The organism is Glycomyces sp. L485, assembly GCF_022548875.1.
GTDB lineage: Bacteria > Actinomycetota > Actinomycetes > Mycobacteriales > Micromonosporaceae > Glycomyces.
Genome location: NZ_JAKZEW010000006.1, coordinates 25,911 through 45,708, shown reverse-complemented (window position 1 = coordinate 45,708; position 19,798 = coordinate 25,911). Strand labels below are relative to the sequence as shown.

The following is a 19,798-nucleotide window of genomic DNA, read 5'->3' as shown; positions in this document are numbered from 1 at the left end:
GGTCGGGCCTGGCTTTACACTGGCTGCCGACGGTTCGTCCAGGAGAGAAGCTGATGGTTTTCGGTCACACGCGGGCAGTGAGGTCCCACCGCACGGGACGGCGGCGGAAGCGGGGCGGTTCGAAGCTGCCGGTGGCGCCTTGGATCTTGATCACGCTGGTGTGCGTGTTGGTGGCGTCGGCGTTGACGGCCGGGTTCGTGACGTTGTTGCGGGCCGGTTGCGGTGGGGACGTGTACAAGATTCCGGTGGCGGTGGCGGGGAACGCCGTGGGGACTTTGGAGGATTTGGCGCGGGAGTGGGAGGCGCAGGATCCGGAGGTCGATGGCTCTTGTGTGGGTGTGTCGATCCGGGAGGTGTCGGCGGTGGCGGCGTCTCGCGGTTTGACCGGGCAGTGGGACGAGGTGTCGCATGGTCGGGCGCCGATCGCGTGGGTGCCTGATTCGGATGTTTGGCCTGAGTGGGTGACCGGTACGGAGGCGACGGCGGATTACTTCTCGTCTGATCCGGTGGTGCTGGGGGAGTCGAAGACGGTGTTGGCGGTGCCTGAGCCGACGGCGGAGGAGTTGGGGTGGCTCGGTGGTGAGCCGCCGTCGTGGAGTGCGGTGTTGGATGCGGCGTTGGATGGTGAGGTGCGGTTGGCGGGGGCGAATCCTCGGTCTTCGACCGAGGGCTTGCAGTCGTTGCTGAACGCGGTGAGTGATGGTGCGGGCGGTGTGGATGCGGGTGAGATGAGCCGGTATGTTGCTGCGCTCGATGCCGGTGTGATGGGTGAGAACGCCGAGGAGCTGTTCGCCTTGTCGTTGAAGGCTGATGACCCGTTGGCGTTCGCGGATGTGTTCACTGCGCTGGATTATCAGGTTGAGGATTTCAATGAGCGGGCTGAGTTGGATTATCGGTTGGTGCCGATTACGCCGGCCGGTGCGGATTTGAATGCGGTGTATCCGTATGTGGTGTTCGACGGTGCGGGTTGGGTGTCGGATGCCGATGAGCGGATCGCGGCGATGTTCGGGGCGTTCTTGCAGAGGTCGGCGGCGCGGTCGGCGTTCGAGGCGGCGGGGATCTCGCCGGTGGATGCGGCTTCGTTGGCGGACAGTGCGATCACTGGTGAGACGGTGCGGAGTGTGGTGCGGGATTGGCAGGGTTTGCGGCGGGAGGTGAATCTGTTGATCGTGGTGGATCGGTCGTCGGGTGTCGGCGGGGAGACGGTCGAGTATGGCGGGGAGTCTGTTTCGGCGTCGGATGCGGAGATCGGGGTGGCGTTGGATCTGGTCAATGAGTTGGGGTCGACGTCGCGGGCTGAGTTGTGGGAGTTCGGTGTCTGGGCCGGTGGTGATGTGCCGTATCGGAGTGTGGTCGGTCCGGAGCAGTTGTCGTCGGAGTATCGCGGGGCTTTGGTCGATGAGTTGTGGGGTTTGTCGGGCGATGTGTTGTATGAGGGTGGTTCGCCGCTGTTCGATACGGTGATGGCGGCGTACGAGCATCTGGGGTCGAGCACGGTCGATGGCGCTGACAATGTGATCGTGGTGTTGACCAACGATGGGACCGATTCGGTGAGTGCGCCGACGATTGAGCAGACTGAGGAGCGTTTGGCGGATTTGGCGGGGGCGCAGGCGGTGCCGGTGTCGGTGTACACGGTCGGGTTCGGTGAGGTGAACGAGGAGTATCTGCAGCGTATTGCTGGTGCGACGCAGGGTGGGTATGTTCGGGCGCCGGATGCGGGGGGACTGTTGGAGTCGCTGCGGGCGAACCCGGTGAACTGATCCACTGGCGGTGTGGTTCGTGTGGCGCTTGGGTTGAGTGGCGCTCACACTTGATCGATGTCGTTGTTCTCCGAGGTGCGTCCGGCTCCGCCCGGGGTGGCGAGCGCGTGTCTCGACCGGTTGGTCGAGGTCGATCGTGTGGAGTGGCGGCTGGGTGATGCGGGCGATCCGGCGCGGATCGTCGCTGATTTCTGTGCTCGGCACGAGGCGGCGCACACTGGGGCGGTCGGTTCGCCGTGCGGTGTGGCGGTGATGGTGTCGGCTGCGGCGGGTGCGGCGATGATCGGTGGGGCGAGGGGTGCGGCCAGTCCGGTGCCGGCGGTGCCGGATGTGGCGTTGGTCGCTTACGTGCACGGGCGTGTCCGGTCGGGGTCTGCGCACGGTTCGTTCGCGGCGGGTCCGTGGCGGCGTTCGTGGTCGGCGGCCGATCACGCCGAGGCGGTCGCCGCGGTGCAGGAGGCGATCGGGCGCGGGGAGGTCTATCAGGCGTGTGTGGTCGGGCATCGGCGTGCGGTGTGGTCGGGTGATCCGGCGGCGGCCGCGGCCGCGCTGCGGCGGGTTGGCGGGGCCGCTTGGGGCGGGGTGATCGCGGGGGAGGACTGGATGGTCGCGTCCGGTTCGCCGGAGTGTTTCTTGGAGGCTGATCGGGTCAGTGCCGTGACGCGGCCGATCAAGGGGACGGCGCCTGCGACGGGGGCCGGTCGGGATGATCTGGTGTCGTCGGTGAAGGAGCGGGCCGAGCATGTGATGATCGTCGATCTTGAACGCAATGATCTGGCGCGGGTCGCCGTGCCCGGTTCGGTCGCGGTGGAGGGGTTGTTCACCGTTCGCCGTTGGGATGATCTGTGGCAGGCGGAGTCGACGGTGCGCGCGCGGCTCGATGCGGGTGTGGGTGCGGCCGAGTTGCTGCGGGCGATGTGTCCGCCCGGGTCGGTCACGGGCACGCCGAAGTTGGCGATGCTTGATCTGGTCGGTGGTCTGGAGCCGGTCGGGCGGGGCCCGGCGATGGGTGCTCTGGGGTTCTATTCGGATGGGCGCTGGCGTTTGGGTCTGACGATCCGTACGGTCGCGTTGGACGCCGAGTCGGTGCATGTGTGGGCGGGCGGGGGCATCACGTGGCGTTCGGTGCCGTCGGCGGAGGTGGCCGAGGCCGAGTCGAAGGCGGCCGGTGTGGTGCGGGCGTTGGCGTCAGGGCCGGCGTGAGGCTGTCCAGACTTCGATGGTGTGTACTTTGGCTTGGTCGCGGAGGTGGTCGGGCCATTCGGCCCGGTAGAGGCGCAGGCGCGGGGTCGGGGTGTCGAGTTCGACTACGCAGCCGAGTGCCATGGGCGGGTCGGGGTGGACTCGCCGGAGCCACACGGTGCCGCCGTGGTCGTCGCCGCTGACTTGGATCGTGCGGTGTTCCAGTTGGAACTGTCCCAGGATTTTCGGCTCGTTCATATGCGAGTCCTCACCGTTCGTCTCCCACCGATGTGGCGCGTCCGCTGAGTTGGTGTCAGCACCTCCACGGCTCGTGCCCGTGTTTCATCTTGACTGCGAGCTGTAGGGATGTCAATACCCGCTTTGCCGTCTCGGCGGGTGAACCTGCTGGACAGGCCGCTTGGAGGCGGTGTTGTGTCCGGTATCCGTTAGCTGCGATGCGTCTGTCGTGCCGGTGGGGCTGTGTCAAGCTTTCGGGCATGAATGATGATGCCGAATTCCGACAGATCGCCGATGCCGCTTTCGACCTGGCACGGACCGGTGAGACGGCCCGGTTGCTGAGGTTCGTCGATTCTGGACTGCCGGTCGACTTGGTGAACGGTTCGGGTGATTCGCTGTTGATGCTCGCGGCCTATCACGGGCACGCCGATACGGTCCGGGCGCTGATCGGGCGGGGTGCTGATGTGGAGCGGCGCAACGACCGCGGCCAGTCGCCGCTGGCCGGCGCCGTGTTCAAGGATTTCGGGGAGGTCGTCACGGTCTTGTTGGCGGCGGGCGCCGATCCGGATGCGGGCACGCCTTCGGCGCGGCAGATCGCGGCGATGTTCGACCGGGACTCGTTCGGTGCGTTAGACGGTGCGCATGCCTTGGGGCAGGCGCCCCCAGGCGTGGAGGTCGGTCAGGTGCGCTTCGAGGGTCCCGGCGAACGCTTTGGCGGCCTTGGTCAGGGGTGTGTCGGCGCGTGAGGCCAGCGCGATGGTGCGGGAGGCGCCGGGTGGGGCGATGGGGGTGGCGCGGAGGTCGGGTGTCCGGGCGGCGATCATCGCGGGTAGCAGGGCGATGCCGAGGCCGGCTTGGACGAGGCTGGCGACGGCGTCGGTGGCGCCGCCGTCGACGGCGACGATGGGGGTGAATCCGGCTTGTTCGCAGGTGGTGATGGTGATGTTGCGGAGGTCGTAGCCGTGGGCGGGGAGGACGAAGGGTTGTTCTCTGAGTTGGGGGAGTCCGATGTAGGCCTGGCGGGTGAGGGGTGGCTGGGTGGCGGCGGAGGCGACGACGAGGGCTTCGGCGAGGAGGGGTTGGACGGCGAGGCCGGGTTCGGTGTCGGCGGTGCCGATGGTGAAGGCGAGGTCGAGGTCGCCGGCGGTGAGGCGTTCGGTGAGGGGGCCGGAGCCGTCTTCGGTGAGGGTGACGGCGACGCCGGGGTGGGTTTCGTGGTAGCGGACGAGGAGGGGGGCGATGAGCCAGGAGCAGAGGCTGGGGGTGGCGCCGAGGCGGAGGCGGCCGGTGCGGACGGCGAGGATGTCGTCGATGTCGTTGTGGGCGGCTTCGTGGGCGGCGGTGATGCGGCGGGCGTGGGCGATGAGGGTGCGGCCGATGTCGGTGAGTTCGATGCGGCCGCGGGTGCGGGTGAGCAGTGGGGCGCCGAGTTCGTGTTCGAGGGCTTGGATCTGTTTGCTCAATGATGGTTGTGTCACACCGAGGTTTTCCGCTGCTTGAGTGAAATGACGGGTTTCTGCGACGGTGATGAAGGCTTTGAGTTGCTGTGGGCGCATGTTCATAACGTATCGGCATGAAAGATGCTCGGTCCATGAATTGGACTCGTGACATGGGTCGCGTCTAGCGTGGGTCTTCGTGTCTACGGAATTGAAATCGCGCAGTGGCGCGCCCGCGTCGAAGGCGCCGGCCCTGCCCGGGCGCGCCCCTCGGCTGCGGTCGTCGATCGGCTTGAAGCTCGTCATGGCCGCCTCCGGCGTGCTGCTGGTGCTGTTCATCATCGCCCATATGGCAGGCAATCTTCACGTGTTCGAGGGGCGGGAGTCGATGAACGACTACGCCCATGGTCTGCGGACGTTCGGGGCTCCTTTGCTGCCGCACGAGTCGCTGCTGTGGGTGATGCGCATCGGTCTGATCGCGGCGGCGGCGGCGCACATCGCCTCGTCGGTCGTGCTGACGCGCCGCGCCGTGGAGGCGCGCCCGGTCCGCTACGTCTCCCGCAAGCCCGCCAAGGGCGAGTCGCGGCATGCGGCGGCGACGATGCGGTGGGGCGCTCTGGTCGTGCTGCTGTTCGTCGTCTGGCACCTGCTCGACTTGACCTTCAGGACGGTCAACCCGGTCAAGGACCTCCCCGACGCCTACGGGGCGGTCGTGGAGGGCTTCGCGCCCGAGCGTTGGCCGGTCACGGTGTTCTACCTGATCGCGGTCCTCGCCCTCGGATTCCACCTGCGTCACGGCGTGTGGTCGGCCGTGCAGACCATCGCCGGGCCCAACAACAAGTGGCGCAAGCGGACGCAGGTCATCGCGCTCGCTGTCGCCGTCATCGTCACCGCCGGGTTCGCGATCGTTCCCTTGGCGGTCACCTTCGGACTGGTGAGCTGAACATGAGCGCAAACGAGTACTACACCGACGGCGACCCGGTCGCCGACACCAAGGCTCCGGCCGGGCCGATCAGCGAACGCTGGGAGCAGCGGCGCTTCTCCGGGCGGCTGGTGAACCCGTCCAACCGCAGGAAGCTGCGGGTCATCGTCGTCGGCACCGGTCTGGCCGGCGCCAGCGCGGCGGCGACGCTCGGTGAACTGGGCTACCGGGTGTCGAACTACTGCTTCCAGGACTCGCCGCGGCGGGCGCATTCGATCGCCGCGCAGGGCGGGATCAATGCCGCCAAGAACTACCGCAATGACGGCGACAGTGTGCACCGTCTGTTCTACGACACGGTCAAGGGCGGTGACTTCCGTTCGAGGGAGTCGAACGTGCACCGTTTGGCGGAGGTCTCCACCGAGATCATCGATCAGTGTGTGGCGCAGGGTGTGCCGTTCGCGCGCGAGTACGGCGGTCTGCTCGACAACCGGTCGTTCGGGGGCGCGCAGGTCTCGCGTACGTTCTATGCGCGCGGTCAGACCGGGCAGCAGCTGCTGCTGGGCGCCTATCAGGCGTTGGAGCGGCAGGTCGCGGCCGGGACGGTCGAGCTGCACACGCGTCACGAGATGCTGGAGCTGGTCGTGGTCGACGGCCGTGCGCGCGGGATCGTGGTGCGCGACCTGGTGACCGGTGAGACGACGACGGAGATCGCCGACGCGGTCGTGCTGGCGACCGGCGGGTACGGCAATGTGTTCTTCTTGTCGACCAACGCCAAGGGCTGCAATGTCACCGCGTCGTGGCGGGCGCACCGGCAGGGCGCCTACTTCGCGAACCCGTGCTACACGCAGATCCACCCGACCTGTATTCCGCAGTCCGGTGACCACCAGTCGAAGCTGACGCTCATGTCGGAGTCGCTGCGCAACGACGGGCGAGTGTGGGTGCCGACCGAGCGCGGTGACGAGCGCGCCCCGGGCGACATCCCCGAGGCCGAACGCGACTACTACCTGGAGCGGCGTTACCCGGCGTTCGGGAACCTGGTGCCGCGTGACATCGCTTCGCGGGCGGCCAAGGCCGTGTGCGACGAGGGCCGCGGCGTCGGCCCCGGCGGGCTGGGCGTGTACCTCGACTTCGCGGACGCGATCGCCAGGCTCGGCGAGGACGCGGTCAAGGCGCGGTACGGGAACCTGTTCGACATGTACGAGCGGATCACCGGTGAGAACCCGTACGAGCGGCCCATGCGGATCTACCCGGCCGTGCACTACACGATGGGCGGGCTGTGGGTCGACTACGACCTGCAGTCGAACATCCCGGGCCTGTTCGTGACCGGTGAGGCGAACTTCTCCGACCACGGTGCCAACCGGCTCGGCGCCTCGGCGCTCATGCAGGGGCTGTCGGACGGGTACTTCGTGTTGCCGAACACGATCTCCGACTACCTCGCCGACGGCCCGTTCGAGGCCGTGGCCGACGACCATGAGGCCGTGGCCGCCGCGCGGGCGTCGGTGAACGAGCGCGTCGAGTTCTTCTTGAACAACGACGGTGACCGCACCGTCGACTCCTTCCACCGTGAACTGGGCAAGATCATGTGGGAGTACTGCGGTATGGAGCGCACCGACGAGGGCCTGCGCAAGGCCATCGGCCTCATCCGCGACCTCAAGGACGAGTTCTACGAGCGCGTCAAGGTGCCCGGGACCGGTGCCGAGCTCAATCAGCAGTTGGAGAAGGCCGGCCGGGTGGCCGACTTCTTCGAGCTGGGCGAGCTGATGTGCATCGACGCGCTGCACCGCGCCGAGTCGTGCGGCGGGCACTTCCGCGCCGAGTCCCAGACCGAGGACGGCGAGGCTCGCCGCGACGACGAGCGCTTCTCGTACGTCGCCGCGTGGGAGTTCGCCGGTGAAGCGCCCGTCTTGCACAAGGAAGACCTGGAATTCGAATACGTCAAGCCCACCCAACGGAGCTACAAGTGAAACTCAAGCTGCGAATCTGGCGTCAGCCGAACCCTGAGGCCAAGGGCAAGATGGTGTCCTACGTGCTCGACGACGTCTCCGAGGACGCCTCGTTCCTGGAGATGCTCGATGTGCTCAACGAGCAGCTCATCGCCGACGGCGAGGACCCGGTCGCGTTCGACCACGACTGCCGTGAAGGCATCTGCGGGGCCTGTTCGCTGGTCATCGACGGCCAGCCGCACGGCCCGCAGGCCGCGACGACGACCTGCCAGCTGCACATGCGCAAGTTCCGCGACGGCGACATCATCGACATCGAGCCGTGGCGGGCCGGGGCGTTCCCGGTGGTCAAGGACCTCGTGGTCGACCGGACCGCGTTCGACCGGATCATCGCCGCCGGCGGGTACATCTCCGCGCCGACCGGGACGGCACCGGACGCGCACGCCGCCCCGATCCCCAAGCAGGACGCCGACGCGGCGTTCTCCGCTGCCGCGTGCATCGGCTGCGGCGCCTGTGTCGCGGCCTGCCCCAACGGGTCGGGGATGCTGTTCATGGCCGCGAAGGTCACGCATCTGGGTCTGATGCCCCAATGCCAGCCCGAGCGGGCCACGCGTGTGCTCGGCATGGTCGCCGAGCATGACGCCGCCGGCTTCGGCGGCTGCACCAACACCGGCGAGTGCGCGAGCGCGTGCCCCAAGGAGATCGGGCTCGACGTGATCGGCCGGCTGAACCGGGACTTCCGCAAGGCCGCCGCCCGCGCCGCCTAGAACAACGAGCGCCAGTCGAAACATGTGTGGCCCCCGGCGAAGCCGGGGGCCACACATGTTCACCAACCCCGCGTGAGCGGGGAGCACATCCGCTCGAGCTTGTCGAACGACTTGCCGTACGGCTCACCCCCACCAGCGTGGGGAACATCCAATTCGAATAACGATCGTGACCCTCCCGAGTCGCGGCCGGGTGCTATGAGGCGCGTCTCTCGGACGCAGCGTTGCGCAGGTAGTGACCGTTGATTCAGTGACCGGTATTCGAGCCTCGTCCCCTTGGTTCGTGACTATGTGTGATCGCCTGGGGCGTAGGAATTCCGCCTCCGACCTCATTGTTGATCCGAGCCGTGGCCCCGACGTGTATGCGGATCCTGCCGACCTGGTCGTCGGCGTGATCGAACAGCGCGATCAGCTCGTCGCGGGATCACCTGCACTGGAGCCGCACCGAACCGGTCCATGAACTTCTTGCTCCAGCCGTAGGCCGGGTCGATGAGGAAGGAGCAGAGGTCCGGACCGCCTCCTGGTAGCCGCGCAACGTGGTCCGCATTGTCTCTCAGGGGCGACCGATCGCGAACAGGAGTGGTCTGGGTAGGTCCCCGATCCGTGAGCACACGAGATGTCTTCTCTGAGGCCGAGCTTGAACAGCTGCGCCGTTTCCCCTCGATCAACAGTGCTGAGTTGATCAAGTACTTCACGTTGACTGCTGCGGACGGCGCGTTCCTGAGCCAGTTCCGGCACCGTACATTGTCCGAAGCTACCGCAGCTGATGGCAATGGTCGTGCCTGCCTTGGCGCGATCGTCGACTCGGGTTGGATTGAACCGCAGCCGGGGTCAGGCAAGTGAAGTCGCGCCTTGGGCCGGCTCCAGATGGCACAACGGCCCCGGAGGACGTATGGACGCAATGAACGACACCGCCCTCGCGTTCGAGGAGCTCGAATCGCTCCGCGCTCCGCTGACGCGCTACTGCTACCGCTTGCTAGGATCGGCCGCGGACACCGACGACGCGGTGCAGGAGACCCTCATCCGCGCGGCCCACAACGCCGACCGCTACGACCCGGCCCGCGCCCGGCTGACCACTTGGGTCCATCGGATCGCCACCAACATCTGCATCGACCTGCTCCGCAGCGCCCAGCGCCGGGCCCTCGCGGTCGACCTCGGCCCGGCCTCCGAAGGCGGCGATCTCGGTGCGCCGCTGCCGCCCGAGCGATTCGTCGAGCCGATGCCCGACCGGCGCTTGTTCGGTGCGGAGGATCCCGGTGAGGTCGCCGTGGAGCGCGAGACGGTCCGCCTGGCGTTCATCGCCCTGCTCCAGACACTGCCTCCCCGCCAGCGCGCGGCCCTGGTGCTGCGCGAAATCCTCTCGTTCTCGGCCCGCGAGACCGCTGAGATCCTCGATACCACGGTCGCGGCGGTCAACAGTTCGCTGCAGCGCGCCCGCGTCGCACTCCAGACCGATCGTCCCGAGCCGGCCGACGTCTTCGACCCGGCTGACGCCGATCAGCGGGAGCTGCTGCGGCGCTATGTCACCGCCTTCGAATCGCATGATGTGGCGGGCCTGACGGCGCTGCTGCGCGAGGACGCGGCGACCTCGATGCCGCCGTTCGCCTGGTGGATCCGCGGCGGGAAGCGGATCGCCGCGCTGATCGGAGACAGCGAGGCGTGCGCCGGAGACCGGCTGGTTCCGACCGCCGTCAACGGATCGGCCGGATTCGGGCAGTACCGCCCCGACAACGAGGGTCGCCTGGCCCCGTTCGCCGTCATCCTGGTCGAGCTGCGGGACAGGCGGATATCCGAGTCAGTCACCTTCCTGGGATCGGGTGAGCGATTCGCAGAATTCGGGCTTCCGGATCACCCCGACCGATGAGTCCGAGCCGGTCCGGTCGTATAAGCGGTGAAGCGCGACCGAACCAGGAAGGACACAGCCATGGAACGCAACGATCCCCGGCTCGCCGAGCAGACCCGCGCCGAGCGCGAACGGCTCTCGACGATCTTCGACGACTTGAATCCCGCCCAGTGGTCGGCAGTCTCGCTATGCGAGGGCTGGCGCATCCGCGAGGTACTGGCGCACCTGACGATGCCGTTCCGCCTCTCCGGGCCCAGGTTCTTCGGCGGGATGGTACGGGCGCGGTTCCGGTTCGACGCCTTCGCCGACCGTGACGCCCGGCGGGCGACTGCGGCGATGGCAGACCGGGAGCTGGCCGCACTCTACCGGTCCAACATCGAGCATCCGTGGCGTCCGCCAGGGGGCGGGCGGGCCGGCGCGCTCTCGCACGAGGTCGTCCACGGGCTCGACATCACCGAGCCGTTGGGGCTACCCGCGCCTCCGGCCGAGCGGATCGGCCTGGTCCTGAGCGCGGCCGGGTCGCGCAGCTTCGCCTACTTCGGCGTCGACCTCGCCGGTCGCCGCCTGGTGGCCACCGATGCGGACGCGGCGGTCGGGGACGGCGCGGAGCTGCGCCTGCCCGCCAAGGACCTGCTGCTGGTCGTGACCGGCCGCCGGTCGCTCGCCGAGGCGACCGAAGGAATGTAGGCGGAACAGATGACCACTCGCAACCAGTTGCGGAAGGCGGTGCTCGCGCTGCCGGAGACCGAGGAGGCCGCTCATGCTGCGATGCCGGCGTTCTCGGTTCGCGGCAAGGGATTCGCCTCGCTCCCCGAGGACGGCTGGGTGCAGCTCCGGCTGCCGCCGGAGCGGGTGGTCGCAGCGGTCGATCAGGCCGAGGCCACCGAGCCCGGCGAAGGGGACCTGCCGGCGGGGATCGGGCGACCGGCGACGCGGGCGCTGCGCGGGGCGGGCCTGGCGACCTTGGATCTCGTCGCGGCCAAATCCGAGGCCGAGCTGCTGGAGCTGCACAGTGTGGGCCCGAAGACAGTGCGGATCCTCAAGCAGGCCCTCGCCGAGCAGGAAAGGTCGCTGCGGCGTTAGTCGCTCACGTCCGCTCGGCCGGGACCTCCGTCCCGGCCGGGCGCGGCTTTCAGCCCCTGCCGGAGCGCATCCTCGGGCCATAACGTGGGAACTCCCAGAGAGAGGAGACCACCATGAAACGTTCCCACCAGGCCGTGTGGGCCATCGCGACTCTCACCGCGCTACTGCTGCTGTACGGCGTCGGCTTCTCCACCGACGCGCTGCTGCTCGCGATGCTCGTCATCGCCACCGGCATCGTGCTGCTCGGCATGCACTTCGACGCCAAGGACGCCGAGCGCCGCCGCGGCGGGCGCCCTACGAACGCCGGTGGTGCGCCTCGATGAACCGCACGGCCGCTCCAACCAGCGGACCCTCGGCCGCATGCCGCGACCGCAGCCGCTCCAGCAGGTCCGCCAGCACCCGCGCCAGATCCGAGGCCAGTTCCGAACGCCGCGCGGCCGTGTCCGTCAACGCCATGAGCATCCCCAGCCACACCGGACCGTGATCGCGGAAGTTCAACCGCAGGTTCCGCTCACCTTGCCGGTCGGCCGCCGTCAGCAGATAATGGATCTCCGTGGCCATCCGCCACGCCACAGGCGCATGCGATCCCCGCAGCGACTCCACTGCCGGGCCCACAGCGTGCAGCGCCACCGGCGCCAGACCCGGGTCGCAGCGCGCCGAGATCGCCGGCGGCGCCGCATGCGAGGCCGGGTCCGGGCACAGACGGTCGACCAGGTTCGCGTCGGTGAACACCCCGAGACGCCCGGCCGCGACCAACGCCGCCCGCAGCGTCAACCCCTCAGCGCCCGACCCGGCCTCGGCGGCCGGGTCGGCGCCGGGGAAATACGTGCCGAACAACCGCGCCGCACTGCGCGCATACGCAGCGCGCCCCGCTGCGGAATGCAACTCGACGGCCAGACCCAGGACGCCCCGCAGATACTCCAGGCGCCGCGCGTCCGCCCCCACACCCGGTATCGCCAACAGCATCCGGGCGGCCTGGTCGGCGGCGCCGACCGCCAGATCCGGGTCGGACGCATGATGCAGGATCCGGGCATTGCGGGCCAGCGCGGCGGCCAGTTCCGCGAAGCCGGCGCTGTCGGGTGCGAGGGTGTCGCGGCGGTCGTAGGAGCGGACGGCATTGTCGGCGCAGGTCGCGGCGCTCAGCAGGTGCCCGGCGGCCAGGCGGGCTTCTGCGAGGTCGAGTTCGACCTCGGCGAGCAGGCGGCGGGGGGCGTCGAGTTCACGGAGGTGGCCGAGGCGTTCGGTCAGGGCGTCGGCGGCGCGGGCGGGGGCGGCGAGGTCGGTGTGGGAGGCGGCGATGAGGGCGAGCAGGTCGGCCAGTTCGGTGCGGGCCGCGGCGTCGTCGCCGCGGCCGTCGAGGTGGGCGCGGTATTCGGCGGCGGCGCGGGCGAGTCCGGTCAGCGCGGTCCGGTGGTTTCCGGCGGAGGCCTGCCGTGCCGCGTCCCGGTACATCTTGCGGGCGTGACGCTTGTTGGGCATGACTGCTCCTCGACAGAGAGGGGATCTCAGGGGCTTCCAGGTTGTCATGTGACGCTTGGTGCGCGTCACCCGACCCGTCGTGATGCGCCGGTGTGGACGGCCGGGAGAGGCACTATAGTGCGGTTTCGTTTTGCCACGCCCCAGGGGGGTGCGTGTCAGGAGCCGTCGATGACGACCTGGAGCGGCCTCGGGTGGTCGAGGAAGCGGTCGTGGGAGATCTCCCAGCCGTAGGCGCCGGCGTCGGCGAACACGAGCCGGTCGCCGACGGCGACCGAGGCGACCCTCTGGCCGGCGTTGAGCACGTCCCTGGGGGTGCACAGTTCACCGCAGACGCGCAAGTCGACCTCGTCGAAGCGGGGGCGGGGCCAACGGTGGGCCCAACGGTCGACTGCGACGACGGTGAACGGGTGGGAGTAGCCCCAGGCGGCGGGGAGTCGGAGGTGGTGGGTGCCGCCGCGCACGAGCGCGAAAGCCTGTCCTGCGACGGTCTTGAGATCGACGATCTCGGTGAGATACCAGCCGGCGGCGGCCGCGAGGTAGCGGCCGGGTTCGAAGACGAGTTCGGCGCCGCCGGTGTCGAGGCCCTCGAGCGCGCGTGCGAGGGCGCCCAGGTCGATGACCTCGCCTCTGGGGTCGGCGCCGAGGCCGCCGCCGACGTTGACGTAGCGCAGGTCGATGCCGAGCTGGCGTGCGGCCTGGTGGGACCAGGCGAGGCAGGCGTGGACGTGGCCGGCGTAGGCGTCGGCGTCGAGGCAGTTGGAGACGGCGTGCATGTGGAAGCCGGTGACGTCCAGGCCGAGGTCGGCCGCGTGCGCGGCGGCGGCGGGGACGTCGCGGGGGTCGAGGCCGAAGGCGGTGGCCTCGCCGGTCATGCGGTGGGTGCCGGGCAGGGCCGGTCCGCGGTTGACTCGCAGGGCGACCGGCCCGGTGTATCCGGCCTCGGCGAGGCCGTCGAGTTCGCGCACTGATTCGATGTGGACGCACATCGGCGCCTCGGTGTTCGCGGCCCGTTCGAATTCCCTGGTGGTCTTGGCGGGGCCGGACAGGGCCAGGCGGGAGGCTCCGGCTTCGGCGGCGGTGGCCAGCTCGTTCGCCGAAGCGCATTCGATGCCGTCGGCGGCTTCGACGGCGGCGGCCAGGACGGCCGGGTTCGCGCAGGCTTTCATCGCGTACAGGATCGTGTGTCCGGCGAGCGCTTCGCGCAGATGCTCGAGCCGGTCGGCCAGGCGTGCCGGGGAGTAGATCCAGGCGCACGCCGGTGTCGGGAGACTGGCGGCGAAGTCGGTCACCGCCGTCATCGCCGGCCCGCGCCGAGCGGATTGTCCACCCATGTTTCGACCTCGCTTCCCGGGTTGAGCCGCATCGTCAGCAGCGCTTTGGTCGCCATCCGGTCGCCCAGGTAGGCGTCGCGGTCGGCCGCTCGCAGGTCGAGGTCGGCGACCAGGTCGGCCAGATCGGCCCAGAACGCGGACCGGTCGAGGCCGCAGTCGCGGGCCAGGACGTCGGCGAGTGCCGCCAACTGGTTCTGAAACAGCGTATAGGCGACCTTGTCGCGGACGGCGCCCCGACTCGGAGCGGCGACCGGACTGGTCTCGGGCACCTCGAGGGTGAACGGCAGGGCCGGGCGGTACAGGCGCACCCCGCCGAGGTCGCGGGTGATGAGCCGGACCGGCCAGGGCCCGTCGAAGGCGATGAGGGTGTTCTGCAGGTGCGCTTCGAGGCCGATGCCGTGGCGTGAGGCCAATCGGAGCACCGGTGGGACGACCAGGGCCGCGTAGTCGCGGATCCAGGTCTCGGCTCCTGCGGCCCAGTCCGCGTATTCGGCCGCGAGGGAGCGGCCGGTCACCGGGGAGGGGGCGCACAGTGCCGAGGCGGGGACGACGACGGTGCCGGGCGGTGCTGCGTCGGTCAGGCCGGCGCGGGCGATCGCCGTCAGGTCCCGGGTGCCGGGCAGCCACGCCCCGGACTGGTCGGCCGCGATCGCATGCGCCGGGTCGTCGGCGACGAGGGCGGTGATCTTCTCGGTGAGGACTGGCGCGAGCCGCGCGGTCGCCGGCGAGATGTCTCGGCGGGTGGAGGTGATGTGGATGCCGAGCGCGAGCTTGAGGTGTCCGGGCCGGTCGCGGCCGCAGACGGTGCGGATCGCGGCGGTCGGCCAGGCCGGGATCGTCTGGTCGAGTTCGACCAGGCGGCCGGTGTCGAACAGGTCGCGGTGGGCCGGGCGGATCCGGTGCTCCAGCTGCCATGGGTGGACGGGGACGACCGGGTCGGGCAGGTCGAGGCCGGCGAGCATCGGGTGGTCGCGGAAGTCGGCGCCGGAGCGGGCGAGGAGCCCGGCCGGGTCGGCCAGGAGCCGCACCCGGATCGGGCGGGGCGTCTCCAGGTCGTAGCGGGCGATGTCGTCCGCGTTCCAGCCCAGGCGGGTGCGTGCGCACGGGTGGAGCTGGTGGCCGTCGGTCGCGAGGGTCTCCAGCAGTCGCGCGGCCTGGTCGGCGCCGCGCCCGCACCGGGCCAGGAGGTGGGCGAGGCTGGGGGCTCCGGCTCGTGCGGCCAGGCCCGCCAGGTGCGAGCGGCGCGCGGTCGCGCGGGCGGCGGCGATCTCGTGTCCGGTTTCGGCGCTGGCGAGTTCGGCGGCCAGGTGGGCGGGCACGGGTCCGCCGAGGATCGTCTCGAGCAGGACGGTCGGGGGTACTGCGGGGGCGGTGGTGACGGCGAGCTGGTTGAACGCGCCTTCGGTGCCGGTGAAGTCGATGCGGCCGGGATCGTCGCGGAGGTTCGCGAGGTTCTCGCGCCAGGCGGCGGCGAGGGTCTTCTCGGTGAGGTTCACGCGGTCGCCAGGCGGTTGTCGACGCTCACCCACAGGTCGGCGATCGGGTCATCGGCCAGGCGCATCGCGGTGGTGGCCTTGATCGGCCAGGTGGGGCCGGACAGGGCCGCGGTGAGGGCTTTCGAGCCTGCGGCGGCTTCGGGTGCGGCGTCGGCGACGGTCTTCCACCAGCGGCCGGGGTCGGTGCCGGTCCATGCCGCGAGCGCGTCTACCAGGGCGGTGAGGGTGGTGGGGAACAGTGCGGCGAGGAGTTTGCGGATCCGTTCGTCCTCCTCGTCGCACGCCAGGTCGCCTTCGAGGTGGGGCCAGTCGGCGGCGGGGACGCGGACGCCGCCGAGGTCGCGGTAGACGCAGCGGGCGGGGCGGTCGCCGTCGAAGGCGATGAGGGTGTTCTGGCCGTGGGCTTCCAAGGCGACGCCGGTGGCGGCGAACAGCCGCAGCGGCGCGAGCGCGACACCGACCAGGTCGGTCCACCAGGCGTCGAGGTCGGGCCCGGCCAGGGCGGCGGCGATGGGCCGGCCGGTGGCCGGGCACGGTTCGGCCAGCGCGGCGAGGGGGACGCAGCGGTCGAGGCCGAGGGTGTGGGGGGCGGGTCGGATGATCGCGGCCAGGTGCGGTTGCGGTCGGTCTGCCGCGTCGCGGGTGATGGCCGAGGTTTCTCCCAGCACGGTGATGCCGCAGCGCCTGGCCGGGTCGGTGAGTCGCCGCGAGAGGATCGGGCCGTTGTGGGCGGCGGCGGCCGAGACGTGGCGGACGGCCGAGGTCAGTTGGAGGTCGACGGCGCATTTGATGTGGAGGTCGCCGACCGAGACGGTGCGCAGGCTCATCAGCGGTGCGGCGTCGGTCCAGGTCTGGGCGGCCTGGCCGAGGCCGTTCCGGTCGGCTTGCCAGGGGTGGACCGGCAGGAGCGGGCCGGTGCCGGTGCGTGCGGGCCAGTCGCGTCGGGTGGTCAGCGGGGCGATGGGGTAGAGGGGGAGGTCGATGCGGGGCCGGTGTTCGGGGGCGTAGGCGAGGGTCTGGGCGGCGGTCAGGCGGTCTCGGGTTCGGGCCAGGGGGTGGGTGGGGTGTCCGAGGACGGCGGCCTGTTCGAACCAGACGGTCGGGTCGCGGTGGTCGGCGGCGGCGTGGGTCCACAGGTCGGGCGGGTGGGGTCGGGCGGCGGCGAGGGCGAGTGCGGTTCCGGTGACGGCGGCGGCGATTTCGGTGCGGAAGCGGGCCGCGTGGGGTGATCCGGCGGCGAGGGAGGCGGCAAGTTCGGCTGCCGTGTGCCCTTCAGGGGTGCCGGGGAGCGGTTCGCGGGAGGCGGCCAGGCGCAGACGGTCGGCGACGACGGTGTCGGCGCGGAGGGTCGGGTTCATCGCCTTGCACTGTACTCAGTTCGGGCCGGGTGTGGCGGGGTGCGTTTTCTCACGCGCGCACGGCAGGTGTGCGGGCGGTGTCCCTTTGGGCGGGGACGGCGGCCAGGCGCATCCGGAGTTTTTGGAGGACGGGGAGGTCGTAGTAGGTGCCTCCGGCGGCGAGCCACAGGCCGATGTCGGCGGCGGCGATGGAGACGGCGACGTTGTCGATGCCGGCGTCGAGTGTGGTGGGGCCTTCTTCGGGGAGGGTGGGCCACAGGACCCAGCCGTGGACGTGTGCTTCGGGGAGTGCGGCGGCGATGGTTTCTACGGCGGCGGCGAGGTTGTCGGCGTCGGCGTCGCCGGTGTCGCGTCCGACCGGTGCGCACAGCAGCGCGAGTCGGTCGCCGCAGACGATGGTGTGGGGGATGCGGACCGATTCGGTGGCCGGGAGGGCGACGAACAGGCGGGAGGCGGGCAGGTTGGTGAGGACTTCGCGCAGGAGTTTGCCGGTGGGGCGGTCGGCTTTGGGGCGGGTGCCGGCCGGGCCGAAGGCGTTGAACTCGCGCAGGGCGGCGCCGACCGAGCGGCGCAGCGCCGAGGCCCAGCGGACGCGGCGGATCGGCCAGTTCAGTGCGGCGCCGGTCAGTGCGAACGCGGCGAGCCACCAGCCGAGTGTCGAGGTGGGGCCGGCCGACCAGACGGCGGCGGCGCCGAAGGCGACTGCGGTGGCGATGCGGGCTTTGGGCACCGGCGGGGGCCGGTGTTCGGGTTTGCGTCTGGTGCGGGCGGCCTGGGAGAGGACGAGGATCGCTCCGGCGAGGGCGAGGGGGATGGACAGGGCCCGGATCGGCAGTGGTGCGGCGGTGGCCATGGCGGTGGCGCAGAACGCGATGCCGGTGGCGGCCCAGATTGTGAGCAGTGCCGCGAAAGCGGCCAGTTCGATCCACAGTGCAGGTTTGGAGGCGACTCGTCGGCGTTGCAGGCGGGCGTGCCATGGGACGGTGACGAGCGCGCCGGTCGTGTCCAGGTTCGCCGCCGGGGAGGCGGGTTGGACGTTCCAGCTGCGGACTTTGCGGTGGGAGGGGCGGGCCGCGGCGCGTCCGTATTTGCGGGCGGCGCGGCGCCCGAATTTCAGCAGGTCGTATTCGCGGCGCAGCGCGGGCTGGGAGAGGGTCTCCCAGGCGGTCTGCACTTCGTGGAAGGCGTGCTCGTCGCCGCCGTGGTCGGGGTGGGTCTCGCGCAGGCGCCGCCGGTAGGCGGCTTGGAGCTCGCCTTTGGAGGCCTCCGGGCTCACCCTGAGGATGCGGTAGTGGTCTGGTTCGTTCACCACACGGCTCCCGGTCGGTCGTACGGGGATGGGTCGGCGCGTTCGAGGGGATGGTCGCGCCGAATCGACGGTAATGGAGCCAATCTACCGCCGGTTGGCCGCTGTTGGTGCCGCACGGTCCGAGAAATTCACGTCACGGTGATCGTGACATTGTGGAGGCCGGTCGCTCCGGAGGGTTTGACCGGTGCGCGCTCCTCGGTTTGCACGGTGCCGTCGCCGTCGGTGGCGCGGACGGCGAGGTCGTGTTCGCCGCTGCCGAGTTCGACGTCGGTCCTCCATTGGCGCCAGGTGTCGTCGGTGGCGGCGTCGGCGAGGTCGCACGGTGTCCATTCACCGTCGTCGACGCGCAGTTCGACGGCGCTGATGCCGCGGTGCTGGGCCCAGGCGACGCCGGCGACGGTGACGGTGCCCGCGGCAGCGCCCGAGTGCGGCGTGTCGATGCGGGAGGCGGTGTGGACGGGGGCGGGCAGGCCCCAGCCGCGTTGGATCCAGTAGGGGTCGTACGAGTCGAAGGTGGTCAGTTCGAGTTCGGTGAGCCACTTGGTGGCCGAGACGTACCCGTACAGGCCGGGGATGACCAGTCGGGCGGGCCAGCCGTGCTCGACGGGCAGGGGCTGTCCGTTCATGCCGACGGCGATGAGGGCGTCGCGGCCGTCGAAGACCGCCGCGGTGGGGGTGCCCGCGGTCCAGCCGTCGGAGGAGCGGGACACGAGCTGGTCGGCGTGCGGGTCGGGGTCGGCTTCGGCGAGCAGGTCGGCGAGGGACACGCCGGTCCAGCGGGCGTTGTCGACCAGGTCGCCGCCGATCGGGTTGGACACGCAGCACAGGGTGATGTCGCGTTCGATCAGTTCGCGGCCGAGCAGGTCGTCGAAGGTGTAGGTGCGCTCGGTGCCGACCCGGCCTTTGACGAGCAGCCGCCAGGTGTCGACCTCGACGTTGGGGGGTGTGATGGCCGTGTCGATGCGGTAGAAGTCGGCGTTGGGGGTGCGCCACGGGCCGAGTCCTTCGACGTCGAGTTCGGCGCCCGGGCCCGGGTCGGCGGCTGGCAGGTCGGGTTCGGGGACGGTGAAGGCGTCCCTGTCGGCTTCGGCCGAACCGGGCCCGAACCGGCGCGCCGCCAGTGAGGCGGCGAAGGCGGCGGCGCCGATGCCGGCGGTGACGATGAGGAACCGGCGCCGGTCGGTCGCGGTCCGGGCGGTGCCGCGCGTCGCCCACCAGTGGAGGCTGCCGGCGGCCCAGGCCCCGGCGGCCAGGGACGGGACCGCGGCGGTGGCGCCGAGGTCGGGACGGGTCAGGGCCGCGGCGGCGCCCGCGGCGGCCAGGAGGGCGACGAGGGCCAGGCCCGGCCACGGGCTGCGGCGCCACACCAGCCCGGCGGCGGCGCCGAAGGCGAGGAGGGCGGCGACGATCCCGGCTTGCAGGAGCGGTTTGTCGGCGGTGCCGAACGTCGCGATGGCCCATTCGGTGGCATCGGGCGGTGAGGCGGCGATGACGACGTCGCTGATCGCCGACAGCGGTGATGCGCGCGGTACGAACAGGGCGGCGACCAGGTGGCCTACGGCCAGGGCGGTGAGGGCCGCGATGATGCCGGCGAGGGCCCATGCGCGGGTGCCCGCCTGGTTGGGAGCGGATGGTTCGGTCACCGTTCCATCTTCCAC

Annotated in this window: 17 protein-coding genes and 2 pseudogenes; 11 read left to right on the top strand and 8 right to left on the bottom strand. The window is 70.3% G+C overall.

Annotated features, from left to right (window positions below):
- Positions 1-146 precede the first annotated feature (146 nt).
- Both L0U85_RS05525 and L0U85_RS05520 read left to right on the top strand, forming a co-directional pair.
- Positions 147-1,760, top strand: a complete 1,614-nt coding sequence (locus L0U85_RS05525; protein WP_241376756.1) for a substrate-binding domain-containing protein — start codon at positions 147-149, stop codon at positions 1,758-1,760.
- 57 nt (positions 1,761-1,817) lie between these two features.
- Complete coding sequence (locus L0U85_RS05520; RefSeq protein WP_241376755.1) at positions 1,818-2,963, top strand: chorismate-binding protein; 1,146 nt, start codon at positions 1,818-1,820, stop codon at positions 2,961-2,963.
- Here the strand turns inward: L0U85_RS05520 and L0U85_RS05515 are convergent.
- Entirely contained in the window at positions 2,949-3,200 is a 252-nt protein-coding gene (locus tag L0U85_RS05515) for a hypothetical protein (protein WP_241376754.1), read from the bottom strand. The two genes, L0U85_RS05520 and L0U85_RS05515, sit on opposite strands and share 15 nt — an antisense overlap.
- 239 nt (positions 3,201-3,439) lie before the next feature.
- Here L0U85_RS05515 and L0U85_RS05510 point away from each other — a divergent pair.
- Positions 3,440-3,796 (top strand): annotated as a pseudogene (locus tag L0U85_RS05510) (ankyrin repeat domain-containing protein); the annotation flags it as partial.
- A gap of 12 nt (positions 3,797-3,808) precedes the next feature.
- On the opposite strand, the gene L0U85_RS05505 reads toward L0U85_RS05510, so the two are convergent.
- The gene (locus tag L0U85_RS05505; protein ID WP_241376752.1) at positions 3,809-4,735 is read right to left on the bottom strand and encodes a LysR family transcriptional regulator; all 927 of its coding nucleotides are present in this window, start codon (positions 4,733-4,735) and stop codon (positions 3,809-3,811) included.
- Positions 4,736-4,868: 133 nt separating this feature from the next.
- Between L0U85_RS05505 and L0U85_RS05500 the strand changes: the two genes are divergently transcribed.
- The 8 genes and pseudogenes from L0U85_RS05500 to L0U85_RS05465 all read left to right on the top strand — a co-directional run bounded on the left by L0U85_RS05500 (position 4,869) and on the right by L0U85_RS05465 (position 11,490).
- Positions 4,869-5,558: a succinate dehydrogenase cytochrome b subunit gene (locus L0U85_RS05500; RefSeq protein ID WP_347177362.1), complete on the top strand. Its 690-nt coding sequence runs from the start codon at positions 4,869-4,871 to the stop codon at positions 5,556-5,558.
- 2 nt (positions 5,559-5,560) lie between these two features.
- Positions 5,561-7,501 (top strand): fumarate reductase/succinate dehydrogenase flavoprotein subunit, encoded by a 1,941-nt coding sequence (locus tag L0U85_RS05495; RefSeq protein ID WP_241376750.1) that lies wholly within the window; start codon positions 5,561-5,563, stop codon positions 7,499-7,501.
- Positions 7,498-8,244, top strand: coding sequence for a succinate dehydrogenase/fumarate reductase iron-sulfur subunit (locus tag L0U85_RS05490; RefSeq protein ID WP_347177361.1), 747 nt, complete (start codon positions 7,498-7,500; stop codon positions 8,242-8,244). Before L0U85_RS05495 ends, L0U85_RS05490 begins: the two co-directional genes overlap by 4 nt.
- Positions 8,245-8,844: 600 nt before the next feature.
- Positions 8,845-8,976, top strand: a pseudogene (locus tag L0U85_RS21115) (DUF4158 domain-containing protein); the annotation flags it as partial.
- Between the two features lie 166 nt (positions 8,977-9,142).
- On the top strand, positions 9,143-10,105 hold the full coding sequence (locus tag L0U85_RS05480) for an RNA polymerase subunit sigma-70 (RefSeq protein WP_241376748.1): 963 nt from the start codon (positions 9,143-9,145) through the stop codon (positions 10,103-10,105).
- 60 nt (positions 10,106-10,165) lie between these two features.
- Positions 10,166-10,771 (top strand): maleylpyruvate isomerase family mycothiol-dependent enzyme, encoded by a 606-nt coding sequence (locus L0U85_RS05475; protein ID WP_241376747.1) that lies wholly within the window; start codon positions 10,166-10,168, stop codon positions 10,769-10,771.
- Between the two features lie 9 nt (positions 10,772-10,780).
- Entirely contained in the window at positions 10,781-11,167 is a 387-nt protein-coding gene (locus L0U85_RS05470; RefSeq protein ID WP_241376746.1) for a hypothetical protein, read from the top strand.
- A 113-nt stretch (positions 11,168-11,280) separates the two neighbouring features.
- Entirely contained in the window at positions 11,281-11,490 is a 210-nt protein-coding gene (locus L0U85_RS05465; RefSeq protein ID WP_241376745.1) for a hypothetical protein, read from the top strand.
- Here the strand turns inward: L0U85_RS05465 and L0U85_RS05460 are convergent.
- The 6 genes from L0U85_RS05460 to L0U85_RS21110 form a co-directional block, all read right to left on the bottom strand.
- The gene (locus tag L0U85_RS05460; protein WP_241376744.1) at positions 11,462-12,646 is read right to left on the bottom strand and encodes a hypothetical protein; all 1,185 of its coding nucleotides are present in this window, start codon (positions 12,644-12,646) and stop codon (positions 11,462-11,464) included. The two genes, L0U85_RS05465 and L0U85_RS05460, sit on opposite strands and share 29 nt — an antisense overlap.
- Positions 12,647-12,801: 155 nt before the next feature.
- The gene (locus L0U85_RS05455) at positions 12,802-13,977 is read right to left on the bottom strand and encodes a type III PLP-dependent enzyme (RefSeq protein ID WP_241376743.1); all 1,176 of its coding nucleotides are present in this window, start codon (positions 13,975-13,977) and stop codon (positions 12,802-12,804) included.
- Positions 13,941-15,473, bottom strand: a complete 1,533-nt coding sequence (locus L0U85_RS05450) for an IucA/IucC family protein (protein WP_241376742.1) — start codon at positions 15,471-15,473, stop codon at positions 13,941-13,943. Before L0U85_RS05450 ends, L0U85_RS05455 begins: the two co-directional genes overlap by 37 nt.
- The gene (locus tag L0U85_RS05445; RefSeq protein WP_277605415.1) at positions 15,470-16,831 is read right to left on the bottom strand and encodes an IucA/IucC family protein; all 1,362 of its coding nucleotides are present in this window, start codon (positions 16,829-16,831) and stop codon (positions 15,470-15,472) included. The genes L0U85_RS05450 and L0U85_RS05445 overlap by 4 nt, the downstream gene beginning before the upstream one ends.
- Before the next feature lie 49 nt (positions 16,832-16,880).
- Positions 16,881-18,140: a J domain-containing protein gene (locus L0U85_RS05440; RefSeq protein ID WP_241376741.1), complete on the bottom strand. Its 1,260-nt coding sequence runs from the start codon at positions 18,138-18,140 to the stop codon at positions 16,881-16,883.
- 128 nt (positions 18,141-18,268) lie between these two features.
- On the bottom strand, positions 18,269-19,783 hold the full coding sequence (locus L0U85_RS21110; protein WP_241376740.1) for a molybdopterin-dependent oxidoreductase: 1,515 nt from the start codon (positions 19,781-19,783) through the stop codon (positions 18,269-18,271).
- Positions 19,784-19,798 lie beyond the last annotated feature (15 nt).

Excerpts from the sequence above, each read along its gene's own strand:
- L0U85_RS05495 (WP_241376750.1), top strand. The coding sequence starts at position 5,561 with ATGAGCGCAAACGAGTACTACACCGACGGCGACCCGGTCGCCGACACC.
- L0U85_RS05505 (WP_241376752.1), bottom strand. The coding sequence starts at position 4,735 with ATGCGCCCACAGCAACTCAAAGCCTTCATCACCGTCGCAGAAACCCGT.
- L0U85_RS05480 (WP_241376748.1), top strand. The coding sequence starts at position 9,143 with ATGAACGACACCGCCCTCGCGTTCGAGGAGCTCGAATCGCTCCGCGCT.
- L0U85_RS05515 (WP_241376754.1), bottom strand. The coding sequence starts at position 3,200 with ATGAACGAGCCGAAAATCCTGGGACAGTTCCAACTGGAACACCGCACG.
- L0U85_RS05475 (WP_241376747.1), top strand. The coding sequence starts at position 10,166 with ATGGAACGCAACGATCCCCGGCTCGCCGAGCAGACCCGCGCCGAGCGC.
- L0U85_RS05455 (WP_241376743.1), bottom strand. The coding sequence starts at position 13,977 with ATGGGTGGACAATCCGCTCGGCGCGGGCCGGCGATGACGGCGGTGACC.
- L0U85_RS05465 (WP_241376745.1), top strand. The coding sequence starts at position 11,281 with ATGAAACGTTCCCACCAGGCCGTGTGGGCCATCGCGACTCTCACCGCG.
- L0U85_RS05520 (WP_241376755.1), top strand. The coding sequence starts at position 1,818 with ATGTCGTTGTTCTCCGAGGTGCGTCCGGCTCCGCCCGGGGTGGCGAGC.
- L0U85_RS05460 (WP_241376744.1), bottom strand. The coding sequence starts at position 12,646 with ATGCCCAACAAGCGTCACGCCCGCAAGATGTACCGGGACGCGGCACGG.
- L0U85_RS05445 (WP_277605415.1), bottom strand. The coding sequence starts at position 16,831 with ATGAACCCGACCCTCCGCGCCGACACCGTCGTCGCCGACCGTCTGCGC.
- L0U85_RS05470 (WP_241376746.1), top strand. The coding sequence starts at position 10,781 with ATGACCACTCGCAACCAGTTGCGGAAGGCGGTGCTCGCGCTGCCGGAG.